Annotated in this window: 25 protein-coding genes; 12 read left to right on the top strand and 13 right to left on the bottom strand. The window is 72.5% G+C overall.

Annotation, left to right across the window (positions count from 1 at the left end; all coding sequences use genetic code 11):
• The first annotated feature begins 138 nt into the window (after nt 1-138).
• The 6 genes from ABZ738_RS29070 to ABZ738_RS29045 all read left to right on the top strand — a co-directional run bounded on the left by ABZ738_RS29070 (nt 139) and on the right by ABZ738_RS29045 (nt 6,046).
• Complete coding sequence (locus ABZ738_RS29070) at nt 139-795, top strand: RraA family protein (protein WP_161595072.1); 657 nt, start codon at nt 139-141, stop codon at nt 793-795.
• 2 nt (nt 796-797) lie between these two features.
• Nucleotides 798-1,844, top strand: a complete 1,047-nt coding sequence (locus ABZ738_RS29065; RefSeq protein ID WP_357218394.1) for a pyridoxal-phosphate dependent enzyme — start codon at nt 798-800, stop codon at nt 1,842-1,844.
• Nucleotides 1,841-2,680, top strand: coding sequence for a creatininase family protein (locus tag ABZ738_RS29060; protein ID WP_161595010.1), 840 nt, complete (start codon nt 1,841-1,843; stop codon nt 2,678-2,680). The genes ABZ738_RS29065 and ABZ738_RS29060 overlap by 4 nt, the downstream gene beginning before the upstream one ends.
• Nucleotides 2,677-3,171 (top strand): RidA family protein, encoded by a 495-nt coding sequence (locus tag ABZ738_RS29055; protein ID WP_131054797.1) that lies wholly within the window; start codon nt 2,677-2,679, stop codon nt 3,169-3,171. Before ABZ738_RS29060 ends, ABZ738_RS29055 begins: the two co-directional genes overlap by 4 nt.
• Nucleotides 3,172-3,235: 64 nt before the next feature.
• Nucleotides 3,236-4,033: an IclR family transcriptional regulator gene (locus ABZ738_RS29050; protein WP_357218390.1), complete on the top strand. Its 798-nt coding sequence runs from the start codon at nt 3,236-3,238 to the stop codon at nt 4,031-4,033.
• A 171-nt stretch (nt 4,034-4,204) separates the two neighbouring features.
• Nucleotides 4,205-6,046 carry a thiamine pyrophosphate-requiring protein gene (locus ABZ738_RS29045; protein WP_131054795.1) on the top strand — a complete coding sequence of 614 codons (1,842 nt, stop codon included), beginning with the start codon at nt 4,205-4,207 and terminating at the stop codon, nt 6,044-6,046.
• Nucleotides 6,047-6,153: 107 nt separating this feature from the next.
• On the opposite strand, the gene ABZ738_RS29040 is transcribed toward ABZ738_RS29045, so the two are convergent.
• From ABZ738_RS29040 to ABZ738_RS29025, 4 genes are all read right to left on the bottom strand, one after another.
• Nucleotides 6,154-8,343 carry a transglycosylase domain-containing protein gene (locus tag ABZ738_RS29040; RefSeq protein ID WP_131054799.1) on the bottom strand — a complete coding sequence of 730 codons (2,190 nt, stop codon included), beginning with the start codon at nt 8,341-8,343 and terminating at the stop codon, nt 6,154-6,156.
• A gap of 220 nt (nt 8,344-8,563) precedes the next feature.
• Complete coding sequence (locus tag ABZ738_RS29035) at nt 8,564-9,379, bottom strand: hypothetical protein (protein WP_131054794.1); 816 nt, start codon at nt 9,377-9,379, stop codon at nt 8,564-8,566.
• Between the two features lie 173 nt (nt 9,380-9,552).
• Nucleotides 9,553-10,662, bottom strand: coding sequence for an SPFH domain-containing protein (locus ABZ738_RS29030; protein ID WP_357218385.1), 1,110 nt, complete (start codon nt 10,660-10,662; stop codon nt 9,553-9,555).
• A gap of 4 nt (nt 10,663-10,666) precedes the next feature.
• Nucleotides 10,667-11,137, bottom strand: a complete 471-nt coding sequence (locus ABZ738_RS29025) for an NfeD family protein (protein WP_131057656.1) — start codon at nt 11,135-11,137, stop codon at nt 10,667-10,669.
• Nucleotides 11,138-11,219: 82 nt separating this feature from the next.
• On the opposite strand from ABZ738_RS29025, the gene ABZ738_RS29020 reads away from it, so the two are divergent.
• Complete coding sequence (locus tag ABZ738_RS29020; protein ID WP_357218381.1) at nt 11,220-12,539, top strand: serine hydrolase domain-containing protein; 1,320 nt, start codon at nt 11,220-11,222, stop codon at nt 12,537-12,539.
• Nucleotides 12,540-12,554: 15 nt separating this feature from the next.
• Here ABZ738_RS29020 and ABZ738_RS29015 read toward each other — a convergent pair whose 3' ends face one another.
• Entirely contained in the window at nt 12,555-13,361 is an 807-nt protein-coding gene (locus ABZ738_RS29015; protein WP_131054933.1) for a DUF3097 domain-containing protein, read from the bottom strand.
• Nucleotides 13,362-13,556: 195 nt separating this feature from the next.
• Here ABZ738_RS29015 and ABZ738_RS29010 point away from each other — a divergent pair, with 195 nt between their 5' ends.
• Complete coding sequence (locus ABZ738_RS29010) at nt 13,557-14,351, top strand: hypothetical protein (protein ID WP_131054932.1); 795 nt, start codon at nt 13,557-13,559, stop codon at nt 14,349-14,351.
• Between the two features lie 15 nt (nt 14,352-14,366).
• On the opposite strand, the gene ABZ738_RS29005 is transcribed toward ABZ738_RS29010, so the two are convergent.
• The 4 genes from ABZ738_RS29005 to fabG all read right to left on the bottom strand — a co-directional run bounded on the left by ABZ738_RS29005 (nt 14,367) and on the right by fabG (nt 17,859).
• Complete coding sequence (locus ABZ738_RS29005; protein ID WP_131054931.1) at nt 14,367-15,146, bottom strand: HAD-IIA family hydrolase; 780 nt, start codon at nt 15,144-15,146, stop codon at nt 14,367-14,369.
• 39 nt (nt 15,147-15,185) lie between these two features.
• Entirely contained in the window at nt 15,186-16,217 is a 1,032-nt protein-coding gene (locus tag ABZ738_RS29000; protein ID WP_176094603.1) for a ferrochelatase, read from the bottom strand.
• Nucleotides 16,218-16,363: 146 nt separating this feature from the next.
• Nucleotides 16,364-17,131, bottom strand: coding sequence for an enoyl-ACP reductase FabI (gene fabI, locus ABZ738_RS28995; protein ID WP_357218372.1), 768 nt, complete (start codon nt 17,129-17,131; stop codon nt 16,364-16,366).
• Between the two features lie 23 nt (nt 17,132-17,154).
• Complete coding sequence (gene fabG / locus ABZ738_RS28990; protein ID WP_357218369.1) at nt 17,155-17,859, bottom strand: 3-oxoacyl-ACP reductase FabG; 705 nt, start codon at nt 17,857-17,859, stop codon at nt 17,155-17,157.
• A gap of 400 nt (nt 17,860-18,259) precedes the next feature.
• Here fabG and ABZ738_RS28985 point away from each other — a divergent pair, with 400 nt between their 5' ends.
• Complete coding sequence (locus tag ABZ738_RS28985) at nt 18,260-18,415, top strand: hypothetical protein (protein WP_161595013.1); 156 nt, start codon at nt 18,260-18,262, stop codon at nt 18,413-18,415.
• Between the two features lie 30 nt (nt 18,416-18,445).
• Here the strand turns inward: ABZ738_RS28985 and ABZ738_RS28980 are convergent, their stop codons facing one another.
• The 3 genes from ABZ738_RS28980 to ABZ738_RS28970 are packed head-to-tail and all read right to left on the bottom strand — an operon-like array spanning nt 18,446 to nt 21,488.
• Entirely contained in the window at nt 18,446-19,396 is a 951-nt protein-coding gene (locus ABZ738_RS28980) for a VWA domain-containing protein (protein WP_131054927.1), read from the bottom strand.
• On the bottom strand, nt 19,393-20,406 hold the full coding sequence (locus tag ABZ738_RS28975) for a DUF58 domain-containing protein (protein WP_357218365.1): 1,014 nt from the start codon (nt 20,404-20,406) through the stop codon (nt 19,393-19,395). Before ABZ738_RS28975 ends, ABZ738_RS28980 begins: the two co-directional genes overlap by 4 nt.
• A complete protein-coding gene (locus tag ABZ738_RS28970) occupies nt 20,385-21,488 on the bottom strand; it encodes a MoxR family ATPase (protein WP_131057174.1) in 1,104 nt (367 codons plus the stop codon). The genes ABZ738_RS28975 and ABZ738_RS28970 overlap by 22 nt, the downstream gene beginning before the upstream one ends.
• Nucleotides 21,489-21,725: 237 nt before the next feature.
• Here ABZ738_RS28970 and ABZ738_RS28965 point away from each other — a divergent pair, with 237 nt between their 5' ends.
• The 3 genes from ABZ738_RS28965 to ABZ738_RS28955 all read left to right on the top strand — a co-directional run bounded on the left by ABZ738_RS28965 (nt 21,726) and on the right by ABZ738_RS28955 (nt 24,315).
• A complete protein-coding gene (locus ABZ738_RS28965) occupies nt 21,726-21,956 on the top strand; it encodes a hypothetical protein (protein ID WP_357218361.1) in 231 nt (76 codons plus the stop codon).
• 191 nt (nt 21,957-22,147) lie between these two features.
• On the top strand, nt 22,148-22,669 hold the full coding sequence (locus ABZ738_RS28960) for a PH domain-containing protein (RefSeq protein ID WP_131057178.1): 522 nt from the start codon (nt 22,148-22,150) through the stop codon (nt 22,667-22,669).
• 326 nt (nt 22,670-22,995) lie between these two features.
• Nucleotides 22,996-24,315: a PH domain-containing protein gene (locus ABZ738_RS28955; protein ID WP_357218464.1), complete on the top strand. Its 1,320-nt coding sequence runs from the start codon at nt 22,996-22,998 to the stop codon at nt 24,313-24,315.
• 31 nt (nt 24,316-24,346) lie between these two features.
• Here the strand turns inward: ABZ738_RS28955 and ABZ738_RS28950 are convergent, their stop codons facing one another.
• Nucleotides 24,347-25,378 carry a phosphatase PAP2 family protein gene (locus tag ABZ738_RS28950; RefSeq protein ID WP_176094606.1) on the bottom strand — a complete coding sequence of 344 codons (1,032 nt, stop codon included), beginning with the start codon at nt 25,376-25,378 and terminating at the stop codon, nt 24,347-24,349.
• Nucleotides 25,379-25,485 lie beyond the last annotated feature (107 nt).

Genomic DNA, 25,485 nt, shown 5'->3' with positions numbered 1-25,485 from the left:
CGGTCGGCTCGGATGCAGCCAGCGCAACCTGTTGCAGGGATTCCTACCAGCCCATTCCACAGGCTGCAAGGGATGTTCTGAGAATGGAACGTCATGTACTGTCCGTGCAACCACGTTCCAATCAATGAATGGAGTTCGATGGAAACCCCGCCGGTCGAGGAGATCTGCCGCCGCTTCGGCAAGCTCTACGTGGCGGCGATCGCCGACGCGCTGGACGATGCCGGGCTGTGGCACCAGGTGATGACCGATGTGCTGCCGTTGACCACCGACATGGCGGTGGCGGGCGTGGCCTTCACCGCGCTGGGCCGCCCCGAACGAAGCACCGACCGTTCCGTACGCCTGGGCGCCCGGATGATCGACGAGCTCTCCGCAGGCGAGGTCGCGGTCTTCGACTGCGCCGGTGACCGGACGGTCGGCCACTGGGGCGAGTTGCTGACCAACGGCGCCATGGCGCGCGGCGCCGTCGGCGCCGTCATCGACGGCGGTGTCCGCGACACCGGCGCGATCCTGCCGCTGAAGTTCCCGGTCTTCAACCGGTTCCGCAGCGCCCGCGACGCCAAGGGCCGCTGGAACGTCGTCGACATGCAGTCCCCGGTGGTCTGCGGCGGCGTCCCCGTGCACCCGGGCGACATCATCGTCGGCGACAGCGACGGGGTCGTCGTCGTCCCCCGCGCGATCGCGATGGACGTGCTCGTCGAGGCCGAGGCGACGGTCCGCACCGAGACGGAGATCCGGCAGCGGGTCCGGGCCGGGGAGTCGGTGGGCGCCCTCTACCAGCAGTACGAGCGGTTCTGACCATGGGTGGCAGTGCACCCTCCTGGGGCCGCCCGGACCCCCGGCTGACCGACACCGTGCGGGCCCTGCCCCGCGTCGGGATCCACCGCTGGCCGGTCACCTGCTGGCCGGCGCCCCGCCTGCACCCGGCCGGCAACCCCGTCGTGATCGCCGAGGAGCACGGCGGGTTCGCCTTCGGCGGCAACAAGGTCCGTCAGGTGGACGTCCTGCTCGGCCAGGCCCGCGAGGCCGGCGCCGACACGGTCGTCACCTCGGCCGGACCGCACTCCAACCTCTGCCGGGTGGTGGCCGCCGCCGCCCGCGCCGCCGGCCTCGACGTGCACCTCGTGCTGCGCGGCGAACCACCGGCCGAACCCAGCCGCAACCAGGTGCTCTACGAGCTGGCCGGGGCCCGCCTGCACTGGGTGCGCACCACCGACGCCTTCGATCCCGTCCAGGCGCAGACCATGACCGCCATCGCCGAGCAGGGCCGCACGACCGGGGCCACGACCGCCGTCATCGACGTGCGGACCGCGCCCGGAAGCACCCTCTGCGCGCTGGCCACCACCGCCGCCGTCGACGAACTCGCCGACACCCTCGCCGACCGGCCACCGGACCGGATCATGCTCGCGGGCGGCGCCGGCAACACCGCCGGCGGCGTCCTGGCCGCGCTGGCCGCCCGCCGCGCCACGGTCGGACTGGTGGTCGCCTCGGCGCTCGCCCCGGCGACCCAACTGCGGGCACTGGTCCGCGACCGGGCAGCCGCCGCGCTCGACCGGGTCGGGCTGCCCGCCGACCTGCTCGACGAGGTGGACCTGGAGGTCACCGACGGCCAACTCGGGGGCGGCCACGGGGTGCCCACCGAGGCGGCCGTCGCCGCACAACGGGCCACCGCGCGGGCCAGCGGCGCGTTCCTCGACCTGACCTACAACAGCAAGGCGATGGCGGCGCTGCTCGCCGACGACCGTCCCGGCTCGTGGCTGTTCCTGCACACCGGCGGCTCACCCAACGTCTTCGCCCCGCACCCGTTCCCGGCCGACGTCCCGCACACCGACGAAGGAGCACCGTGATCAACGACTACCGACTCCACCACATGACCTGGCCGCAGGTACGCGAGGCGCTGACCACGGCCACCGTCGGTGTCATCCCGTTCGGCGCCACCGAGCAGCACGGCCCCGCCCTGAAGGCCGGCATCGACTACCGGATCGCGGAACGGCTGGCCGAGGAGGTGGTCGCCGCCGCCGACGGTACGGCCCTGATGACGCCACCGATCCCGGTCGGCTTCTCCCCGCACCACATGGACTTCCCCGGCACCCTGACCGCCCGGGTGAGCACCCTCTGCTCGCTGCTGGAGGACTACCTGTCCAGCCTGGCCCGGCACGGCCTGGAACGGTTCGTCATCATGAACGGCCACGGCGGGAACCTGGCCTTCCTGCCCGCCTTCCTGACCGAGTACAAGCAGCGCACCGGGCACACCGTGGCAGTGGTCCACTGGTCGATGATGGGCCGCGACGTGGTGGTGGACATCGCCCAGTCCGAGATGTACGGCCACGCCTGCGAGGTGGAGACGAGCCTGGCGCTGCACCTGGTGCCGGACGTGGTGGTGACCGAGGAACTGGGCGGCCCCGCTCCCCTGCTGCCCTCGGCACACGAGCTGCTGCGCGGCCAGGCCATCCCGGACCGGGCCGTCGGCGGGTTCACGCCCCGGTCGCTGGCCGAGTTCAGCACCAACGGCGCGCTCGGCGACCCGGCCAAGCACGACGTGGAGAAGGGCCGCAAACTCTTCGAGGCGGTCCGGGACCGGACGGTCACGCTGATCCGGCACCTCGCCGAGGCACCGACGGCGGGCACGATCAGTGCCGAGCGGGCCGCCGCGATCAGCACGGACTGGGGCACGCGCGGATGAGCGGCACCGAGGACACCTCCCCCGAGCGCCGCCTCGCCGACCTCGGCATCACGCTGCCACCGGCCCGTACCGCCTCCGGGGCGTACGACACGGTGGTGGTCAGCGGCGACCTGGCCGTCCTCTCCGGACACGGCCCGGTCCGCCCGGGGCACCCGCTGCCCACCGGCAAGCTCGGCGCCGAGCTGAGCGTGCCGGACGGGCAGGCGGCGGTACGCCAGGCGACGCTGAACCTGCTCGCCACACTGCGCGCCGCCGCCGGTTCGCTCGACGACGTGGAGCAGTTGTTGACGCTCACCGTGGCGATCAACGCCACGCCCGCGTTTACCGACCACGTCCCGGTCGCCGACACCGCCTCGGAGCTGCTGCGGGACGTCTTCGGCGACCGGGGGCGGCACGCGCGGTCGGCGCTGGGGCACTCGTCACTGCCCTTCGACGTCCCGGTGTCACTGGCGTTGACCGCCCGGATCCGGGGCCGAAATACCCAGGTCTGAAACCGAGATTGGCCCGGCCGGCCGCTACAGTGTCGATGCCGCAACCCGATATCAGAGGACGCACGTGACTTCCGACAACGGATCGAATCAGAGCATCCTGCGAGCAGTGGCGATCCTCGACGCCTTCCTGCTCGGGCGCCCCGAGTTGCGGGTCACCGACGTGGCGCGGCAGGCCGGGCTCGGTGTCTCCACCGCGTCCCGGCTGCTGAGCACCCTGGAATCCCTCGGCCTGGTGGAACGCGACCCGATCTCCAACCTCTATCGGTTGGGTCCGAAGACGGTGACCCTCGGCGGTGTGGCCCTCAACCAGTCCCCCGTCTACCGCGCCGCCCGCCAGACCGCCCAGAACCTCGCCGCCGAGCACGGTCTCGGCGTCAACCTCGCGATCCGTCGCGACGACCAGGGCTTCTACCTGGGCAACTTCGAGGGTCGCTCGGCACCCCGGGCGTTCTCGCTGATCGGTCAGTCGATCCCGCTGCACGCCACCGGCCTGGGCAAGGCACTACTGCTCGGCGTCGACCCGGCACAGCGGCGGGCGCTGCTGGGCGAGAACCTGGTCGGGTTCACCCACCGCACCATCACCGACCACGACCGCCTCGACGCCGAACTGGCCACGAGCGGGTCGCGCGGCTACTCGACCGAGGAGGAGGAACTCGCCCTCGGTCGGGCCTGCCTCGCCGCGCCCATCCGCAACGCCTCCGGCGAGATCGTGGCCGCGCTCTCCATCTCCGGCCCGCTCTCCGCGATCAACCTGGCCGCCCGGGAGGCCGCCCTGGCGACCGCGGTGATCGAGGCCGCCGACGCGGTGAGCGTCGCCCTCGGCCACCACGGCCCCGCCCGGGTCATCGTCAGCCAACGCTGAGCACTGCCGGCGGACGTCCCCGGCGCACGGCCCCTACCGCCCCCCGAGAGCCGGGTAGGTCGGCCGGGCGCCTCGACGGCGTACCCGAGGAATGCATGGTTTTGTCCTGGAAAGCCGGGGAAAGCCGGGCCCACCCTTCGCGGGGTGAGCCCGACCGGAAAGGCGGACCAGGTGAGCGCAGACCACACCCTCGTACCGGCGGACCCGTGGCCACTACCCCGGGACGCCACCGTCGCCGACCACATCGTGCAGCGGCTCGCCTGCTGGGGGGTGCGGCGGTACTTCGGCTTCCCCGGTGACGGCATCAACGGCATGACCTCCGCCCTGCAACGCACCGACGAGCAGGCGCAGTTCGTCCAGGTACGCCACGAGGAGACCGCCGGCTTCGCCGCGTCCGCCCACGTCAAGTACGGCGGCGGGCCGATCGGCTGCGTGCTGGTCACCAGCGGTCCGGGTGCCATCCACGCCCTCAACGGTCTCTACGACGCCAAGCTGGACCACCAGCCGGTGGTGGCGCTGGTCGGGCACACCGCCACCACCGCCGAGGGCGGCGGCTACTACCAGGAAGTGGACCTGCTCGCGCTCTACAAGGACGTCGCGGCGGCCTTCCTCGCCCAACTCGACCACCCCTCCCAGGTACGCCACCTGGTCGACCGGGCCTGCCGGACCGCGCTGGCCCGGCGTACCGTCACCGCGCTGGTGCTGCCGCTCGACGTGCAGGACCTCGCCGCCGTCCCCGACCCGCCGCACGCGCACGGCTACTACCACACCAGCAGCGTGCCGAGCAGCAGCCCGACCGTGCCGCCGGAGGCCGACGTCCGGCACGCCGCCGAGGTGCTGGGCAGCGGCGAGCGGGTGGCCATGCTGGTCGGGCAGGGCGCCCTCGGCGCCGAGAACGAGGTCCGCGAGATCGCCCACCGGCTCGGTGCCGGGGTGGCCACCGCGCTGCTCGGGTTCACCACGGTCGACCACCGGGAACCCTGGGTCACCGGCGCCATCGGCCTGCTCGGCACCCGCCCGAGCTGGCAGCTGATGAAGGAGTGCGACCGGCTGCTGATCGTGGGCAGCAACATGCCGTACTCGGAGTTCTATCCGGCCCCCGGGCAGGCCCGCGCGGTGCAGATCGACATCGACGGCACCCAGCTCGGCCTGCGCTACCCGACCGAGGTGAACCTGACCGGCGACGCCGCACCCACCCTGCGGGCCCTGCTGCGCGAACTCGGGCCGGGACCGGGACCGACCCGCTGGCGGCAGAGCATCGCCGGCGCCACCGCCGCCTGGCGACAGGCCCAGCGGGACCTGGCCGCGCAGCAGGCCGACCCGGTCAACCCGCAGATGCTCTTCGCCAGCCTCAGTGACCGGCTGCCGGACGACGTCATGCTCGCCGTCGACTGCGGCACCGCCACCGCCTGGTACGCCCGCCACCTCCAGGTCCGGCCCGGGATGCTGGCCAGCCTCTCCGGCACCCTGCTCTCCATGGGCGGCGCGATGCCGTACGCCCTGGCGGCGAAGTTCGCCCACCCGGACCGTCCGCTGATCGCCCTGATCGGTGACGGCGCGATGCAGATGAACGGCGTCAACGAGCTGATCACCGTGGCCAAGTACTGGCGCGGCTGGGCCGACCCGCGCTTCGTGGTGCTGGTCCTCAACAACCGGGACCTGGCGTTCGTCAGCTGGGAGCAGCGCTCCACCGAGGGCACCCCGATGTTCCCGGACAGCCAGCAACTGCCCGACATCGCCTACCACCAGTGGGGCGAGGTGCTGGGGTTGCGCGGCGAACTCGTCGACCACCCCGACCAGGTGTCGCAGGCGTGGGACCGGGCGCTGCGCGCCGACCGTCCGACGGTGATCAACGCCCTGGTGGACCCGGCCGAACTGATGATGCCGCCGCACTTCACCACCGAGCAGGCCCGCAAGACCGCCGCCGCGATGCTGCGCGGCGACACCGACTGGGCGGGCATCATCCGCCGCGGCCTGCCCAGCGTCGTCAGCACGTACCGCCCGCGCCGCTGAGCCTGCGCGCAAGGAAGGGTCCCCTGCTATCGCCTCGCGTATAGCAGGGGACCCTTCCTAACTTAACTACCGTGCGCCGGCACGCCCCGCGCGAGATGCAGCGGAGATCAGCCTCGGCCCTGGAACCAGCGACGCAGCTCGGACAGCGGATTGTCGCCGGTCCGGCGGTCGACGCCCGGATCCCGCTCGACCGGCCGGCGCGGCGTACCCACCAGCTCCCGGCTGGGCGCGGTGAACGCCTGCTCGGGCTCGCCGTCGACCGCCGTGGCGATGATCCGGGCCACCCCGGAGATCACCCGGGGCTGCACGGTGGCACCGACCGAGTCGTTCGGGTCGTCCGGGTTCGCCGCGATGCCGGCGACCGCGACCTGCGGGGTGAACGCGACGAAGCTCTCCGTGGCGGCACCGTCGGAGCTGCCGGTCTTACCGGCCACCGGGCGACCGTCCAGGATCCCGTTCACCGCCGTGGCGGTACCGCCGTTGCACTGCCCGAACGCGGACTGCTGGCCCACCGGGCAGCGGGCCGCGTCCGTGGCGGCCCGGGCCACGTCGGCGTCGAGCACCTGCCGGCAGGAGGGGTCACCCACCGGCAGTCGCGCACCGTCCGGGCCGGTCACCGACACCACCGGCAGAGGGGCGCAGTACGTCCCCTCCGCCGCCACCGTCGCGTACGCGTTGGCCACGTCGAGCGGGGTGGTGGCGGACACCCCCAGGGTGAACGCGCCCCAGTCGGCGGCACGCTGGTCGGCGAAGGTCGCGTCCGCCTCGGCGCGGAACGTGATGCCCAGGCGCTGCGCCATCTCCACCACCTTGTCCGGCCCGACCTGCTCGGCCAACCAGACGAAGTACGTGTTCACGGAGCGGCCGAAGCCGTCCCACATCATCCGGTACCCGTCCATCCAGGCCGGATTGGCGTTGGCCGGGCACCACCGGCCGTCGCAACTGCTGTCCCCCTCCCCGGGGTACCGGGTGGGCAGCCGGCTCGGCGCGTCGTACCCGGTGGACAGCGTCCGGCCGGACTCCAGCGCGGCGAGCATGGTGAACAGCTTGAACGTCGAGCCGCCCTGGTAGCCGGTCACGCCAGGTCCACCGGAGATCAGCGGGTTCACCGTGTTCGGGTAGTTGGCCTGCCCGTCCGGGTTCTCCGCGAGGCTGTAGTGGCGGTTGACCGCCATGGCGAGCACCCGGCCGGTGCCGGGCTCGACCGCCGCGATCGGCAGGGCGCGCGGATTGCCGTACCCGTACACGCTGGTGGCCTCCTCCTGCGCGGTGGCCTGGATCTCCGGGTCCAGCGAGGTGACCACCGTGTAGCCGCCCCGGCGCAACGCCTGCTCGCGCTCGGCGGGGGTTTCGCCGAACTGCGGCTGCTCCATCCACCACCGGCGCAGGTAGTCGCAGAAGAAGCCCCAGCCGTCCCGACCACCGGCGGTGGCCGCACAGCCGTTGGCCTGCTCGCTGGGGTCCAGGTCCAACTCCTCGGCCTTGGCGTCGGTGGCCTGCTCCGCGGTGATCGCGGCGGTCGCGACCATGGAGTCCAGCACGTACGCGCGCCGGGCCAGCGCCGCGCCGGCGTCGCCGTCGATCGGGCTGTACGCCTCGGGCGCCTGCACCAGACCGGCCAGCAGTGCCGCCTCGTCGAGGGTCAGGTCCGCCGGCACCTTGGAGAAGTAGCGCTCACTGGCGGCGGCGATCCCGTACGCACCGGAACCGAAGTACGCGATGTTCAGGTAGCGGGTGAGGATCTCGTCCTTGCCGAGGCGCTGTTCCAACGCGTTGGCGTACCGGATCTCCTGGAGCTTGCGCCCGACGGTCTGCTCGGTGGCCGCGGCCTGTTCCTCGCTGGTGCGGGTCGAGTCGGTCTTGAGCACGTTGCGTACGTACTGCATGGTCAACGTCGAGCCACCCTGCTCGGTGCCGCCCTCGGTGACGTTGGTGACCAGGGCGCGCGCCATGCCGCGCAGGTCCACCCCGCTGTGGTCATAGAAGCGCCGGTCCTCGGCGGCCACGATCGCCTGCCGCATCACCGGCGCGATCTCGTCCAGCGTCACGTCCGTCCGGTTGACGTCGTAGAACGTGGTGATCAGCGTCTTGCCGTCGTTGGCGTAGAGGTAGGAGCGCTGCGGGGTGGCCGGGGTCCGCAGCACGTCCGGCAGTTCGGCGTAGCTGCCCAGTGCCGCCTTGGCGGTCAGCCCGAACACCAGGTTCACCGGCAGCATGAGGCCCGCCACGACGAGGCCGACGAGCCCGCCGGCCAGCAGGACGGTGAACAGTCGCGACAGTGGCGTAGGGGTGGCCATGGTCACCAGGATTGCCGCGAATGCCACGTTCCGACCACCGAATCGGCCCAGTTGTCAGCCAATTCACGGCCAGATGCCAGCGGTCTTTGCGCTGGCCAGCACCACTGGACAGAAGAAATGCGGACGTACCGGACACCCGACGCAGACGACCGGCGCAAGGAAGGGCCCCCTACTAACGCCTCGTGTATAGGAAGGGTCCCTTCCTTACATCCGGCGGGGGTCATGCCGTGCCCAGCGGGCCGGGGCCGCCGGGGCCCGCCGGGCCCACACCGGTCGGACCTGCCGTCGCGACGCTGGCGCTGGTGGCGTCGCGCAGGATCTCCCGGGGCAGCAGCCGGCCGGAACGGTAGGCGATGCCGATGCCGGCGATCAGCACGAAGATCGCCCCGAAGGTCTGCAGGGAGCCGATCAGTGCCCCGCCGAGGCCGAGCAGCGGGCTGGCGATCATCAGCATCGTGCCGTCGCCCATGCTGAACATCCCCGACCGCGCCACCGCCCATCCGGTGAGCAGCCAACCGACGCTGTAGAAGGTCGCGCCGACCAGCACCAGCGACCGGGCGGTCGCACCGAAGACCGGAGTGTCCTCGGCGAACCCGGCGAAGGGCAGCATCAGCACCGTGCCGGCGATGCTGACCAACAGGCCGGCCACGGCGCTGCGGCGACTGCGGGTGGCCGCGAGCAGGCCGGCCAGGCCGAGCAGGGCCAGCAGCCCGAGCCAGATCGCGGCGACCCAGCCGATCAGGTACACCGCGCGGCCGTCGGCCGGGTATGGGTCGTTGCCCACCCCGCCGTCGCTGGCCATGGCCACCGCGCCGTAGAGGATCGCGTACGCGGGCAGCAGCCAGACCGCGGCGCGGGCGAGGCGGCGCAGCGACCACGCCCAACTCGCGTTGGTGGCCGGTCCGGGTGGTCCCGGATCGTCGACGAAGGGCAGGACGCCGAAGCCCCCACCGGTCCGTCGGGTGCCGAGCGGCCCGGCGGGGTCGTGTGCCCCGGGTACGTCCGGCGGGGACCACAACCGTTTCAGCGGATCCATCGGTCACCTCGCTCATCCACGAGCGGTGCCGGGACACGCCGAGGCGCCCCGATGCCTGGTCACCACCCGCCTAGGACCGATGGTGGCAGGCACCGGAGCGCCTCATGAGCGTTTCTCGCATTTGTCCGGACGCCGGTCCGGACCGGGTCACCCCGGCCCGGACCGACCTCGGATCAGCCTCGCTCGCGCTGGTCGGCCGGGTCGTTCAGCAGACTCCCCGGGGAGACCGGCTCGGGTGCGGGCAGACCCTGCGGCTCCTTGCCGCCGGTGGCCTGCGCCTCGGCGACGCGTACCTCGTTGTGGATCTCCTGGGCCGCCCGGGCGGCGGCCTGCGCGGCCTCGGCCGCCTCCCGCTCCACCGCGCTGGCGTCGGCGGACGCCTGCTGGGTGGGGGCGTCGCCGACCATCTGGTTCAGCCCGCCGAGCGCGCCGCCCATGCCCTCCAGGGCCTTGGTCAGTTCGGCCGGCACGATCCACACCTTGTTGGCCGTGCCGTTGGCGATCTGCGGCAGGGCCTGGAGGTACTGGTAGGCCAGCACCTTCTGGCTCGGGTTGGCCTGGTGGATGGCGTCGAACACCGTCCGGACCGCCTTGGCCTGACCTTCGGCCTGCAGGATGCGGGCCTGCCGGTCACCGTCGGCGCGCAGCACCGCGGCCTGCTTCTCACCCTCGGCCGAGAGGATCTGCGACTGCTTGTGACCCTCGGCGTTCAGGATCGCGGCACGGCGGTCCCGCTCGGCGCGCATCTGCTTCTCCATGGAGTCGCGGATGCTCGGCGGCGGCTCGATCGCCTTGATCTCGACCCGGGTCACCTTGATGCCCCACCGGCCGGTGGTCTCGTCCAGCACCCCGGAGAGGTGCCGGTTGATTTCCTCACGGCTGGTCAGCGCGCGCTCCAGGTCGAGCGAACCGATCACGTTCCGCAGCGTGGTGACGGTGAGCTGCTCGATCGCCTGAAGGAAGTTGGAGATCTCGTAGGTGGCCCGGACCGAGTCGACGACCTTGAAGTAGAGCACGGTGTCGATCGAGACGACCAGGTTGTCCGAGGTGATCACGGGCTGCGGCGGGAAGCTGACCACCTGCTCGCGCATGTCCACCTTCGTCCGCACCGCGTCGACGAAGGGCACCAGGATGTTCAGCCCGGGGTTGAGCGTCCGCTTGTACCGGCCGAGCCGCTCGACCACGTCCTGACGCTGCTGCGGCACGATCCGCACCGACTTCGCCAGGGTGATCACCGAGATCAGGGCAAATGCTATCAAAAGGACGGGTATGACTAGTTCCATCCGTTCACCTCTCCGCTTCGGGTAGCTCGCCGGGCGCCGCAACGTCCCGCCAGACCAGGGCTACCGCTCCCTTGACCTGAATAACCTGCACCCGTTCTCCGGGTGCCAAAACCTGCGTGGCGTCGTAGGCCCGCGCGCTCCACACTTCGCCGTCGATCTTCACCATGCCCTGTGCGGCGTCGACCTGCTCCAGCACCAGGGCCGACGAACCCTCGATCGCCTCCACCCCGAAGGCGGTCTCGCCGGTCTCCATCGCGGTCTGCTTGTGCCGCTGGATGACCGGCCGCGCCGCGAGCACGGTCAACGCCGACACCACGGCGAAGACGACAGCCTGTATCGCCACCGGCGCTCCGAACGCGGCGGCGCCTGCGGCGGCGAACGCACCGACCGCAAACATGATCAAGAACAGGGTCGCCGTGAAGATCTCAGCGACCGCTAGTACCACACCCAGCACGATCCACAGCACGGCATCCACGTACTGATCGTGACATGACAATGCACGTGTCATCGAACTGTCATGATCGGAGGCGCCCGATCACCGCCTCGAAGGAGCCTTCGTGTCCCTGCGTCCGGAAACAGTACGGCACGTCGACGCCCTGGTGGCCGACGCGCAGTCCGCCGGCCACGTGCCGTCGCTGGTCGTCGGCGTGGTGCGCGACGGCACACTGGCGCACCTGGCCGCCGCCGGTGACCATCCCCGGCCGGACGCCGACCTGCAGTACCGGATCGGCTCGATCACCAAGACCATGACCGCCGTGCTGATCATGCAGGAGCGCGACGCCGGACGGCTGGCGCTGGACGATCCGCTGCGACGGCACCTGCCCGAGGCCGGAGCCGCCGGACCGATCACCCTGCGCCAACTGCTGGGGCACGCGGGCGGGCTGCAACGCGAGCCGGACGGGCCGTGGTGGGAGCGGAGCGAGGGCATCGACCTGCACACCCTGCTGGCCGACTTCGGCGCTCCCAAGATCGCGCTGCCGGCGTACCGCACCCACCACTACTCGAACCTGGCCTTCGGACTGCTCGGCGGCGCGCTGCAACGGATCACCGGCACCGGGTGGGCCCAGCTGGTGCGGGAACGGATCCTGGCGCCACTGGGCATGCACCGCACCACGTACGCCGCCACCACGCCGTACGCCCCCGGGTACGTGGTGCACCCGTGGCACGACACGCTCCGCGAGGAGCCGCACACCGACACCGGGGCGATGGCCCCCGCCGGGCAACTCTGGTCGACCGTGGCCGACCTGTCCCGGTGGGCGGCGTTCCTCGCCGACCCCGACCCCGTGGTGCTGGCCCCGGACACCCTCGACGAGATGTGCGCCCCGGTGTTCCTCAGCGACCTCGACTCCTGGCGGGGCGGCTACGGCCTGGGCATCCAACTCACCCGCCAGGGCGAACGCGTCTACGTCGGGCACGGCGGCTCGATGCCCGGTCACATCGCCGTGCTGCTGGTGCACCGGTCCAGCCGTACCGGTCTGGTCGGCTTCGCCAACTCGTACGGCTTCCGCACCGGCGGCATCAGTCCGCTCGGCGTCCAGGTGCTGACCCGGGTCCTCGACGCCGAGCCGGCACCGGCCCGGCCGTGGCGACCCGCCGACGCCCCGCCCCCGGCCGACGTGGCGGCGCTGACCGGCCGCTGGTGGTGGATGGGCACCGCGCTCGACGTCACCTGGGACCACACCACCGGCGACCTGGTGGGCACCCTGCGCGGCGACCGGGTCAGCCGCTACCGCCCGGACGGCCCGGACCGCTGGCGCGGGCACAGCGGCGCGGAGATCGGGGAGATCCTGCGCGTCCACCGCGATCCCGCCGGCCACCCGGCCGCGCTGGACATCGCCACGTTCCTGTTCACCCGCACGCCCGACGACGTCCCGTGACGGGGGCGGGCCGGCTCACTCGGTGACGAAGTCGATCAGGCGTTCCATGGCGTTGATCAGGGGGGTCTCCACGTCGGCGAAGGTGTCCACCCGGGACAGGATGTGCCGCCACATGTCGGCCGGCTCGGCGACGCCGAGCGCGGCGCAGACACCCTCCTTCCACGGGCGTCCCGGCGGCACCACCGGCCACGCCGCGATGCCCAGCGCCGACGGCTTCACCGCCTGCCACACGTCGACGTAGGGATGCCCGGTGACCAGCACGTGCGGGGAGTTCACCCGGGCCACGATCCGGCTCTCCTTGGAGCCGGGCACCAGGTGGTCGACGAGGACACCGAGCCGACGGTCGGGTCCGGGACCGAACTCCCGTACCCGGTCGTCGAGTGCGTCGACGCCCTCCAGCGGCTCCACCACCACGCCCTCGATCCGCAGGTCGTCGCCCCAGATCCGCTCCACCAACGCGGCGTCGTGGACGCCCTCGACCCAGATCCGGCTGGCGCGGGCGACCCGGGCGCGAACCCCGTCCACCGCCACCGAGCCGGACGCGGTACGCCGACGCGCGGCCGGCACCGGGGCGCGGGTCGGTCGACGCAGGGTCACCGGACGACCGTCGAGCAGGAACGCGGCCGGCAGCAACGGGAAGTTGCGCCGTTTGCCGTGCCGGTCCTCCAGCACGACCGCGCCGGAGTCGAAGCCGACCACCGCGCCGCAGAAGCCCGAGTCGGCGTCCTCGACCACCAGATCCGGCTCGGCGTCGACCTCCGGGGTCACCTTCCGCCGCCGCCAGTCCCCCGCCAACACGTCGTCGCCATACCGCCGCCCCATCCGATCACGCTAACCGCCGGTCCGGCCCGCGCCGCCACCGACTCGCCGCCACGCCGTCCGGGCCACAGGGTGCGATGCATTGCAAAAGCCGCGTGTGGCAACAAATCACGCGGTGAGGTCGCGTGATCGGCGCGCCGAGGAGGTGGGCGCGCGGCAGCCGAGACAGGGGTGGGCGTCAGCACGTACTCTTTCGGCATGTCCACCCCCGCTGCGGGTGCGGCCATCCTCGCGCCGCGCCGGTCGAGCCGGTTCGTTGCCTGGGTGCGCGCCTGGCGCGCCGGGCTCGTGCCCTTCGACGAAGTCGCCGACGAGGTCGCCGGTGACGAGGAGCACCACGTCGCCGACGCGCCCGGCACCTGGACGGACGTGCCGCTACGGCAGGCCCTGCCCACCCTGGCCAAGCTCTCGCCGGACGAGATCCGGCTGGTGCTGCCAGCCCCGGGCGACCCACGCGGGCTGCCCGGCCCCGGCGACTTCGCCGGTGCGGCGCTCGTCGTCGGCGAGGCGGTGATCGCCGGTACGCTCGGCCTGATCCCCGAGGTACGCGTGCACACGTCCGGCTCCGGCGACACCTTCGAGACGGTGCTCTGGCGGGTCTACCCGCTGCCGCCCAACGCCGCGGCGGCGTCGCTCACCCTCCCCGGCGCGGCCGAGGCCGAGGCGGAACTGGCCGCCGCGCTGGCGGACACCACCGCCGCGCTCACCCGACTCGACGTGGCCCAGTGGCGCCCCGAACTGGCCGGCGCCCTGGAGGCACTGCGCCGCCCCGACGGCACCACCGACCTGCCGCCCGGATTCGACCCACGCTCCCGCCGGCTGTTCGCCCGCGCCGCCGTGCTCGACCGGGTGCTCGCACTGGCCGGACACGCGGCACCGGGCGGCGCGGTCAACAACTACGAGGCCCAGCAGCGCGACGCCGCGCTGCGCCCGCTCACCACCGCCTGCCGGCAGGCCCTGGTCGCCGCCTGCAACGCTCCCCTGCGGCCCTGAGACCGACCCGCCGGCTCAGATCTCGTCGATCAGGTCGGCCACCGAGTCGACGATCCGGGACGGCCGGTACGGGTAGCGTTCCGCCTCGGTGCGGGTACTGATCCCGGTCAGCACCAGGATCGTCTCCAGCCCGGCCTCCAGGCCGCAGAGGATGTCGGTGTCCATCCGGTCGCCGATCATCGCGGTGCTCTCCGAATGCGCGTCGATCGTGTTCAACGCCGAGCGCATCATCATCGGGTTCGGCTTGCCGACGAAGTACGGCTCCACCCCGGTCGCCTTCGAGATCATCGCGGCCACCGACCCGGCCGCCGGCAGCGCGCCCTCCACCGACGGGCCGGTGGCATCGGGGTTGGTGCAGATGAACCGCGCGCCGTCGTCGATCAACCGGATCGCCTTGGTGATCGCCTCGAAGCTGTAGGTACGGGTCTCCCCCAGCACCACGTAGTCGGGCGCGAAGTCGCTGAGCACGTAGCCCACCGCGTGCAGGGCGGTGGTCAGCCCGGCCTCCCCGATCACGTACGCGGTGCCGCCCGGCCGCTGGTCGGCCAGAAACTGGGCGGTGGCCAGGGCGGACGACCAGATCGCCTGCTCCGGCACGTCCAGCCCCATCCGGGCGAGCCGGGCCTGGAGATCGCGCGGGGTGTAGATCGAGTTGTTGGTCAGCACCAGGAACGGCTTTCCGGAGGCACGCAGCCGGTTGACGAACTCCGGCGCGCCCGGCACGGGCTGCCCCTCGTGCACCAGGACACCGTCCATGTCGGTGAGCCAGCTCTGCACGGGCTTACGGTCATGCATGGTCGTCATCATCCCTGGGGTGTCGGGCCGTCGGTGCGGTCAGGACGGACGGCGCGGCGGGACGCAGCAGACCGTGGGGCAGGTGTCCCACATCGGCAGCTCGCCGAGGCGACGGCGCATCTGCGCGCCGTCCGGGTCGATCCGCTCCCGGACCAGTTCCCGCACCATGGTCACGTAGCGCGGGTCGACGCCGGGGGTGGCGGCCCGGACGAAGTCCAGGCCGAGCTGCTTGGCGGTGTCCAACGCCTCGGTGTCCAGGTCCCACACCACCTCCAGGTGGTCCGAGACGAACCCGATCGGGCTGACCACCACGCCGGTCACACCCTGCTCGGCGAGGGCGGTCAGGTGGTCGTTGACGTCCGGCTCCAGCCACGGCACGTGCGGCGGGCCGGAGCGGCTCTGCCAGACCAGGTCGTAGGGCAGGTCCGGGGCCGCTGCGGCGTGCACCAGCCGCGCCGTCTCGGCGAGCTGGGCGGTGTACCGGCCGCCGTGCGGACCGGCGCTGTCGGCCGCCGAGGTCGGCACCGAGTGGGCCGTGAAGACCAGCCGGGTGCTGTCCCGACGCGCCGGGTCGAGCCGGGTCAGGGCCTCGCGTACCGCGTCGACGTGCGGCTCGACGAAACCGGGATGGTCCCAGAACTGGCGCAGCTTCTCGATCACCGGCGCGTCGGCACCGACCGCCGCCCGGGCGGCGGTGACGTCCTCCTGGTACTGCCGGCAGGAGGAGTACCCGCCGTAGGCGCTGGTGACGAACGCCAGCGCCCGCCGTACGCCGTCGTCGCGCATCTGCGCCACGGTGTCGGCGAGCATCGGGTGCCAGTTCCGGTTGCCCCAGTAGACCGGCAGGTCGAGATCGTGGGCGGCGAAGTCCGCGCGGATCGCCGCGAGCAGGTCCCGACACTGCTGGTTGATCGGCGAGACCCCACCGAAGTGCTGGTAGTGCTCGGCCACCTCGGCCAGCCGCTCCGGCGGCACGCCCCGGCCCCGGGTCACGTTCTGGAGGAAGGGCAGCACGTCGTCCGGCCCCTCCGGGCCACCGAAGGAGAGCAGGACCACCGCGTCGTACGCCATGGACCCATTCTTGCCGGTGGCCGGCGGCGCCCCGGCAACGCCCCCGGGTCGCCGGCGGTAACGCCGCCGGGTCCCGGACGTTAGGAAGGGTCCCCTGCTATACCGCAGGCGGTAGCAGGGGACCCTTCCTTACATGCCTTACATGCCTAGGCACCGATGGCGTGATAGCCGCCGTCGACGTGCACGATCTCGCCCGTGGTGGCCGGGAACCAGTCGGACAGCAGCGCCAGACAGGCGCGCGCGGCCGGTTCCTGGTCGGCCAGGTTCCAGCCCAGCGGGGCCCGCTCGGACCAGGCGTCCTCGAACTGCTCGAAGCCGGGGATCGACTTGGCGGCCATGGTGCGCAGGGGCCCGGCGGCGACCAGGTTGCTGCGGATGCCCTGCTTGCCCAGGTGCAGGGCGAGGTAGCGGGAGGCGGACTCCAGCCCGGCCTTGGCCACGCCCATCCAGTCGTAGACCGGCCACGCCTGAGTCGCGTCGAAGGTCAGGCCGACCACCGCGCCGCCCGGCGACATCAGCGGCAGCGCCGCCGTCGCGAGCGACTTGTACGAGTACGTGGAGACGTGCAGCGCGGTCGCCACGTCCTCCCAGGAGGCGTCGAGGAAGCCGCCGCCGAGGCAGCTCTGCGGGGCGAACCCGATCGAGTGCACCACGCCGTCGAGCCCGTCGACGTGCTCCCGGACCTTGTCGGCCAGCCCGGCCAGGTGTTCGGGGTCGGTCACGTCCAGCTCGATGACGGGCGCCGGCTCCGGCAGCCGCTTGGCGATCCGCTGCACCAGCGAGAGCCGGCCGTACCCGGTGAGCACGACCTGCGCGCCGTTCTCCTGGGCGAGCTTCGCCACCGAGAAGGCGATGGAGGCGTCGGTGATGACGCCGGTGACGAGCAGCCGCTTACCGGCCAGCAGTCCGGACATTACTCATTCCTCCGTGCTCAGGGTCAGTGGCCCATGCCGAGGCCGCCGTCGACCGGGATGACCGCGCCGGAGACGTACCCGGCGCCGTCGCCGGCCAGCCAGGTGACCACCGCGGCGACCTCGTCCGGCGCGGCCATCCGACCGGCCGGGATCGACTTGAGGATCTCCGCCTTGCGGTCCGCGCTCAGTCCCGCGGTCATGTCGGTCTCGATGAAGCCGGGCGCGACGACGTTGGCGGTGATGTTCCGGGTGCCCAACTCCCGGGTGATCGAGCGGGCCACCCCGACCAGGCCGGCCTTGCTGGCCGCGTAGTTGACCTGCCCGGCGCCGCCGGAGAGGCCGACCACCGAGGAGACGAAGATCATGCGTCCCCACTTGGCCCGCAGCATCTTCCCCGAGGCGCGCTTGGCGCAGCGGTACGCACCGGTCAGGTTGGTGTCCAGCACCCGGGTGAACTGCTCCTCGGACATCCGCAGCAGCAGCGTGTCGTCGGTGATACCGGCGTTGGCGACCAGCACCTCCACCGGCCCCAACTCCGCCTCGACCGCGCTGAACGCGGCGTCGACCGACTCGGCGTCGGTGATGTCGCACCGCACACCGAACAGCCCCTCCGGCGCCCCGCTGCCCCGGTGGGTGATCGCCACCCGGTCGCCCTGCTTGGCGAACGCCTGGGCGATGGCCAGACCGATTCCGCGGTTGCCGCCGGTAACCAGCACAGTTCGAGACACGGTGGGTCCTCTCCGGAAGATCGCTGCGGGTTGGAGACTAGGCGCTACCGCACGGTAATCACTAACCCGCCCCGCCCGACACCGGCACCATCCGCGCCGATCGGAGCCGGGCCGCCGGTGCGGTCGGCCGAGTGGGCCGGTACGCCACCACGGGTGTACGATCATCGCGTTTGCGGGCCGCCCGGCGGCACCGCTCGTCCGGACCCCGACCGCAGGAGGTGATCGCTGTGCGAGATAGCGATCCTCCCAGTCGTGGCCGGGCCGACCGCCAGTCACGCTGAGCACCGCTCCGCCTGATCTGGCCCCGCTCCCCACGCACCCCCTGCGCCACCGCCCGGCCCACCCGCCGGGGCGACGGAACGCGCGGGTGCGCCCGGAAGCCGTTCGGTCACGACTTCGTGTGCGCCTCCTCGATCCACCCCCACGCGGTCCACCCCGCCCGGACCGCCGTCGCCACCCGGAGCGTTCCATGAGCCGTTACGTCGCCCCGCTGGGCTTCACCCTCGCCGCCGTCTGGGTGGCCGTGCTCTTCGTGCTGGCCAGCAGCACCCACTGACCACGCGCCCCGACCGCACGACCACGCCGGTCAGAGCATCCGGGACGACCAGAGCAGGCTGAACGCCCCGGCGCAGAGCGCCAGCAACAGGGCGATGCCGGCGTACCACTGGGTGATCTCCCGCGCCTCGGTCCGGAAACCGATCGAGCTGCCCATGTCCTGGTACACCTGCTTGAGCTCGGTGACCGTGGCCGCCTCGTAGAAGTAGCCCTCGGTCGTCTCGGCCAACTCGGCCAACGCCATCCGGTCCACCGGCACCCGCTGCAACTGCCCACCGATGTCCACGTGCCCGGTGTCGGTGCCGAAGGCGATGGTGGAGACCGGTACGTTCGCCGCCTGCGCCGCCGCAGCCGCCTCCTCCACCGACCGACCGGCCGTGCGGAAGCCGTCGGAGAGCAGCACGATCCGGGCCGGCGGGATACCCGCCGCACCGTCGGCCGGCACCGAGCGGATCGCCTCCAGGCAGGTGAAGACCGCCTCACCGGTGGCGGTCGCCTCGGCCAGCACCAGCCCGTCGATGGCACTGGTCACCGCCGGGCGGTCCTTGGTCGGCGGCACCAGCACGTTGGCCGACTTCGCGAACGACACCAGCCCGACGTTGTAGCTCTCGGGCAGTTCCCCGACGAACTGCTTGGCCGCCTCCTGCGCGGCCTCCAGCCGGCTGGGCGCCACGTCGTCCGCCTGCATCGACAGCGACACGTCGATGGCCAGCATGATCGTGGCCCGCTCCAGCGGCTCCCGGGTGTCCATCGCCGGACGGGCCAGCGCACCGGCCAGCACCAGCAGGGCCAGCAGGAACGCGGTCGCGGGTACGTGCCGACGCCAGCCCAACCCCTTCGGCGCCACGGTCCGCAGCAGGTCGACGTTGGTGAACCGCATCGCGTACTCGCGGCGGCGGAACTGCCGCCACACGTACAACGCGGCGAGGGCCAGCACCGGCAGCACCGCCAGCAGCCACCACGGTTGGAGCAGTCGGATCATCGTGTCGTCCCCCGGGTGCGGGCGTGCCGCTGGGCGGCCACGAAACGCACCATGTCCAGCAGCCAGTCTCGGTCCGTACGAAGTCGCAGGTGCGCGGCGCCGGCCGCGCGCATCGCGGCGGAGATCTCCGCCCGCTGGGCGGCGGCGGCCGCCGCGTAGCGGTGCCGCAGGCTCGGGTCGGCGGTCTGCACCTCGTGCAGTTCCCCGGTCTCCGGGTCCACCACCGGCAACACCCCCACGTCCGGCAGTTCCAGCTCACGCGGGTCGACCACCTCGATCGCCAGCACGTCGTGGCGTACCCGCAGCTTGCGCAGCGGCCGGGCCCACTGGGCCGGCGGGGCGAGGAAGTCGGAGACGACCACCGCGACACCGCGTCGCCGCGGCGGGCGGTTGAGCATGTCGATCAGCGCACCGAGATCGCCCCGACCCGGCTGGATCGGGGTGCCGGCGATGGCGCGCAGCATGCCCTGTGCCTCCTTGCGCCCGGACCGGGCGGGCAGCCGGACCAGACGCCCCGGCCCGGCCGGCTCGGGCGTCGCCCGCCAGCCCCGCCGGGCGGCGGGACGCTCACCGCCGCTGCCCACCACCGCACCGATCCGGTTGCCGCCCCGCACGGTCAGGTGCGTGATCGCCGCCACGGCGGCCACCACCACGTCCCGTTTGAGCCACCGGCCGGTGCCGAAGTCCAGGCTGGCCGAGAGGTCCACCGCCAGCCACGTCTCCAACTCCCGGTCGGCCACCGTACGCCGCACGTGCGCCGTGGTGGTCCGCGCGGTCACCGGCCAGTCCATCCGCCGGACGTCGTCACCGGGCCGGTACTCCCGCGACTCCCCCGCCTCGCTGCCCGGGCCGGGCAGCAGACCGGCGTAGTCGCCCTGCAACAGCCCGTCCAGCTTCCGGGTGACCATCAGCTGCAAGCGGGACAGCACCGCGCCGGAGCGGTTGTCCGCCACGTTCGGTGGCTGCTGGGATGGAGGGGTGCTCGGGGTCACGGCCGCTGCCCGGGCCACCCCGAGGTCGGCGCCACCGCACCCGGTGGCGTGGCCTGCTGCCGGGGCGCGACCGACGGCAGCGGGATGGTCGACATCACCCGGTGCACCACGTGGTCGGCGGGCACGTCGTCGGCGAGCGCGTCGTAGCTGAGCACCAGGCGGTGACGCAGGATGTCCGGCGCGATGTCCTGCACGTCCTGCGGCAGGGCGTAGTCCCGGCCCCGCAGCAGCGCCAGCGCCCGGGTCGCCCGGACCAACCCGAGCGAGGCCCGTGGGCTGGCACCGTACTGGATCAGTTGCGCCACGTCGGGCATGCCGTGCTCGGCCGGCGTACGCGTGGCCAGCACCAGCCGGACCGCGTAGTCGACCAACGCGTTGTGCACGAAGACCTGGTCCGCCTTCTGTTGCAGGGCGATCAGGTCGGCGGTGTCGAAGACGGCGGTGGGTTCGGGCGGGGACACCCCCATCCGGTAGACGATCTCCCGCTCCTCGGCGTCGGTGGGATAGCCCACCACGATCTTCATGAGGAACCGGTCCCGCTGCGCCTCCGGCAGCGGGTAGACGCCCTCCTGCTCGATCGGGTTCTGCGTCGCCATCACCAGGAACGGGTTGGGCACCCGGTGCGTCTCGCCGCCGATCGAGACCTGACGCTCGCTCATCACCTCCAGCAGCGCCGACTGCACCTTCGCCGGCGCCCGGTTGATCTCGTCGGCGAGCAGGAAGTTGACGAACACCGGCCCCAGCTCGACGTCGAACTTCTCGCTGGACTGCCGATAGATCCGGGTGCCCATGATGTCGGCCGGCACCAGGTCCGGGGTGAACTGCACCCGGGCGAACGACCCGCCGACCACGCGGGCGAGCGTCTCCACCGCGAGCGTCTTGGCCACTCCGGGTACGCCCTCCAACAGGCAGTGTCCCCGGGCCAACAGCGCCACGAACATCCGTTCGACCATCCGGTCCTGCCCGACGATCACCCGCTTGATCTCGAACAGCGCCCGCTCCAGCAGCGTGGCGTCCTGGGCCGGAGTGGTCGGCGGCGAGACCGCCGGGGGCGTTGCCCCGTTCGGCGTCGGAGCGTCGGGCGTGGTCGGCTGGGCCACCGGTCCTCCACAGCGTGCTCGGTCGTAGCGGCGTGTGCGTCACCAAGCCTCGCATGCCCGACTGAGTACCGACTGTGGGAGCGACCGATTTCCGCCACGCCGTTGCCCGCCAGGCGAATCGCCGATCGCCAGTGGACAGATGCCGCCCCCGCGTGTGTACCATTCTTTTCGTCGCCGGGCGGCTTCCCCCGTGGCCGCCCGGCGCTCACTCATTCCCGTCGCCCTAGACTGGGTGCGATGGACGATTCCGACACCTCCGCCGAGGCTCTGATCTGTTCGGCCCGTGGATGTCGCGCCTCCGCCGGGTGGGCACTGCGCTGGAACAACCCACGCCTGCACACGCCCGAGCGACGCAAGACGTGGCTCGCCTGTGACCTCCACCGCCCCTCACTTGGCGACTTCCTCACCGCGCGGGGCTTCCTGCGCGAGGTCACCCCGCTCCCGGGATCGCCTACGCTCGAAGAGTGAACGCGTACAACGGCTACTTGATGGTGAGCGCGAGGAGTGAGCTTGCGAGCCCCGCAGTCGCGAACAAAAGGCCAGCTCGGTGAGCGCGAGGAGTGAGCTTGCGAGCCCCGCAGTCGCGAACGAAAGGCCAGCTCGGTGAGCGCGAGGAGTGAGCTTGCGAGCCCCGCAGTCGCGAACGAAAGACGTGCTCAGTGAGCGATGACGCCCCGAACGCCCCGGCATCGGCCGGGCCGCTCGAACCCTGGCCGGACACCGTACGGTGGCAGTCGATCTCGTCCGACCTGATCTGGGTGGAGCTGCTGCGGCTGTCCGCCGTGGTGGTCGTCGTCTCGGCGGGCATCGGCATCGGCTGGGCCCTCAGCGGCACCTGGCCGTTCGGCGCGGCGCTCGGTGCCGTGCTGCTGTTCGCGGTCTGGCGGGCGGTGACCATCGTCCGCGCGGTACGCGCCTGGGGCTACGCCGAACGTGAGGACGATCTCCTGGTCCGGCACGGGCTGCTGGTGCGCCGCCTGTCCATCGTGCCGTACTCCCGTATGCAGTTCGTCGACGTCAGCGCCGGTCCGTTGGAGCGCGCGTTCGACCTGGCGACCGTGCAGTTGCACACTGCGGCGGCCGCCAGTGACGCCCGCGTGCCGGGTCTGCGGCCGGCCGAGGCGTCCCGGCTGCGTGACCGGCTCACCGCGCTGGGCGAGGACCGGGCGGAAGGGCTGTGACGGGCCCGGTCGGGTCGGCACCGGACCGGCCCGAGCCCCGTACGGGCGACGTGGCGCCACCGGTCGCCCATCCGGGACCGCCCGGCACCCCCACGGCGCCGCCGCCGGAGCAGTCCCTGGGCGGGCCACCGGCACGGCCCGAGACACCTGCCCCACCGGTCGTCGCCGGTGCGCCGTACCCGCACGCGACGCCCCACCAGCCGTATCCGCCCGGGACGCCCCACCAGCCGGGCGCGTCCTCCCCGCAGGGGGCGCCGTACCCGCACGGGGGGCCGTACCCGCCGTATCCCGGCGGTGCGCCGGACACGGCGCAGGCGCGGCAGCGGCTGCACCCGCTGAGCCCGGCGCTGCACGGCGCGAAGTCGCTGGCCGTGGTCATCGCCGGGCTGTCCTGGTCGACGCTGTCCCGGGTCGGGTTCGGGTGGTTCGTGACCATGGTGATCGTGCTCGCGCTCGGCGCGACCGTGCTGGCCGTGATCAGTTGGTACTACACGGGCTACCAGGTGGTGGGCCGGGAACTGCGTATCCACGAGGGGCTGCTCTGGCGACGGACCCGGGCCATTCCGCTGGAACGGCTCCAGGCCGTCGAGGTGGTCCGCCCGCTGCTGGCGCAGCTCACCGGCCTGGCCGAACTGCGGCTGGAGGTGGTCGGGGGCGGCAAGACGGAGGCGCCGCTGGCGTACCTCAGCGTCGCGGAGGCGTCCGCGTTGCGGCAGCGGTTGCTGGCGCTCGCGGGCGGGCCAGCCGTCGCCCCGGCCCGTCCGGACGCGGTGGCGTCGGGCGAGTCGGCGGACCAGGAGACGGCACCGGCGGACGACGGGGCGGCCGGCCCGCCGCCGGGACGCCCGTTGCACGCGGTCGAGAACCGGGACCTGCTGATCAGCCAGTTGCTGACCCCGCAGGCGTTCCTGCTGCCGATCGGCGTGGCCTTCGTCACCGTGCAGTTCCTGTCCGAGGGATCGTGGTCGTTCATCGCGGTGGCGAGCACGCTGACCGCGATGGCGGGCATCCTGCTGCAACCCGTGCGTCGGGTGCTCGACGACTGGCGGTTCCAGCTCGCGCGGGACGCCGACCGGCTGCGCATCCGCAACGGCCTGCTGGAGACGCGGGTGCAGACGGTGCCGCTGCACCGGGTGCAGACGGTCGGGATGACCTGGCCGTTGCTCTGGCGGATGAAGGGCTGGCTGCGGATGCGCCTGGAGGTGGCGGGCTACGCCGCGGGCGAGGCCGACCAGCGCAACCGACCGGACCGTCTGCTGCCCGTGGGGGACCTGGCGACCGGCGAGATCATCCTCGCCGAGGTGCTGCCCGGGGTCACCCTGGCATCGTTGCCGCTGGTCCCGCCGCCGACCCGGGCCCGCTGGGTGAACCCGCTGAGCCGTCAGGTGCTCGGCGCGGGGCTGACCGACGAGGTCTTCGCCGTCCGGTCCGGGCTGCTCACCCGCCAACTGACGATGGTGCCGTACGCCCGGTTCCAGAGCGTCCGGGTGGTGCAGGGCCCGATCCAGCGGCTGCTCGGCCTGGCGACCGTGCACGTGGACACCGCCGGTGGGGCCGGCGCGGCGGCGGTCGACCGTGACCTCGCCGACGCCTGGGCGCTGGCGGCGGAGCTGACCGCCCGGGGTCGGGCCGCCCGTCGCGGCTAGGGCGGCCGGCGCCTGCCCGCGCGACGACCGGTCAGTGGGTGGCCGGGACCACCGGTGGTGCGGCCGGTGCGTCCCGGTCGTCCGGAGGTGGGTCGGTGGCGGCGGCCCGGCGGGCCTTGCGGCGCGACCACCACCGCTCGGCCGCGCCGACCGCCAGGAAGGTGATCCCGACGTACGCCCAGCCGACCAGCACGTCGATCACGTAGTGCTCGCCGCTGTAGACCAGGGTGAAGGTCATCGCCAGCGGGTACGACAGCAGCAGCGGCCACCACCGGCGTCGCACGGTGTTCATGAAGAACAGCACCACGAACAGCGCGAACGCGGTGTGCAGCGACGGCATCGCGGCCACCGGGTTCGAGGCGAGCTGCCCGGCGTTGAGCAGGTTGCCGGCGCCGTGCATGCCGAACGCCCGCCAGCCCCGGGTGGAGATCCGGGCGACCTCCTCGATCAGCCCGTTCTGCGCCGCCCACCACGGCGGCGCGGCCGGGTACAGGAAATAGGTGACCAGGCCGGTGGCGCAGAGGAAGAACCAGCGCCGCATGAAGGCCGCCCACCGGCTGCGCTCCCGCATCCAGAGCACGGTGGCGGCGGCCAGTGCCGCCACGAAGTGCGAGAAGTACACCCAGCTGACCAGGACGTCCCACCACCGCACCTCGGGGTGGTACAGGTGCTGCTGCAACCAGACGGTGGGCACCTGGCCGTCCATGGCCCAGCCGAACATCAACCGGTCCGCCAGGATCAGCTCGTACGCGTGCGGCACCGTCCCGTCGTGGTAGGCGAAGCCCCGGGACAGGTTGTAGGCGACCAGCAGCAGCACCACCGGCACCCAGTCCCGGGCGAAGCGCAGGTGACTGCGCCACGGGCGGGCGGAGTTCCAGGCGATGGTCCCCGCCCAGATCCAGAAGAACGCGTACAGCGGGTCGGTGGGCAGGCCGATGACGAGCCAGCCCGCCACGAAGGCGACGCTCCACAGCGACATCGCGATCACGCGGCGGCGACCGCCGTCGGGTGAGGCGGACGGCTCGGTCGGGGCCGGGGGCTGGGGGTCGGTCACGGCAGACATCGCGGACAAGGTTAACGGCGGACCCTGGGCCGCCCCACGCAGGACCACCTGCGTGCCGCGCCACCGTGTCGGGGCCGCTCGCGGCGCTGCAGGCCGGAGCCGGACGG

The organism is Micromonospora sp. NPDC047793 (assembly GCF_040642635.1).
GTDB lineage: Bacteria > Actinomycetota > Actinomycetes > Mycobacteriales > Micromonosporaceae > Micromonospora.
The sequence above is the reverse complement of the archived record's forward strand: the minus strand, read 5'-3'. Positions and strand labels throughout refer to the sequence as shown.

Coding starts and splice junctions, on each gene's coding strand:
- ABZ738_RS28980 (WP_131054927.1), bottom strand. CDS start 19,396: ATGATCCGACTGCTCCAACCGTGGTGGCTGCTGGCGGTGCTGCCGGTG.
- ABZ738_RS29055 (WP_131054797.1), top strand. CDS start 2,677: ATGAGCGGCACCGAGGACACCTCCCCCGAGCGCCGCCTCGCCGACCTC.
- ABZ738_RS29070 (WP_161595072.1), top strand. CDS start 139: ATGGAAACCCCGCCGGTCGAGGAGATCTGCCGCCGCTTCGGCAAGCTC.
- ABZ738_RS29000 (WP_176094603.1), bottom strand. CDS start 16,217: ATGGCGTACGACGCGGTGGTCCTGCTCTCCTTCGGTGGCCCGGAGGGG.
- ABZ738_RS29030 (WP_357218385.1), bottom strand. CDS start 10,662: ATGGAACTAGTCATACCCGTCCTTTTGATAGCATTTGCCCTGATCTCG.
- ABZ738_RS29065 (WP_357218394.1), top strand. CDS start 798: ATGGGTGGCAGTGCACCCTCCTGGGGCCGCCCGGACCCCCGGCTGACC.
- fabI (WP_357218372.1), bottom strand. CDS start 17,131: ATGTCCGGACTGCTGGCCGGTAAGCGGCTGCTCGTCACCGGCGTCATC.
- ABZ738_RS28965 (WP_357218361.1), top strand. CDS start 21,726: ATGGACGATTCCGACACCTCCGCCGAGGCTCTGATCTGTTCGGCCCGT.
- ABZ738_RS29005 (WP_131054931.1), bottom strand. CDS start 15,146: ATGCATGACCGTAAGCCCGTGCAGAGCTGGCTCACCGACATGGACGGT.
- ABZ738_RS29035 (WP_131054794.1), bottom strand. CDS start 9,379: ATGGATCCGCTGAAACGGTTGTGGTCCCCGCCGGACGTACCCGGGGCA.
- ABZ738_RS29010 (WP_131054932.1), top strand. CDS start 13,557: ATGTCCACCCCCGCTGCGGGTGCGGCCATCCTCGCGCCGCGCCGGTCG.
- ABZ738_RS28950 (WP_176094606.1), bottom strand. CDS start 25,378: ATGTCTGCCGTGACCGACCCCCAGCCCCCGGCCCCGACCGAGCCGTCC.
- ABZ738_RS29015 (WP_131054933.1), bottom strand. CDS start 13,361: ATGGGGCGGCGGTATGGCGACGACGTGTTGGCGGGGGACTGGCGGCGG.
- ABZ738_RS29040 (WP_131054799.1), bottom strand. CDS start 8,343: ATGGCCACCCCTACGCCACTGTCGCGACTGTTCACCGTCCTGCTGGCC.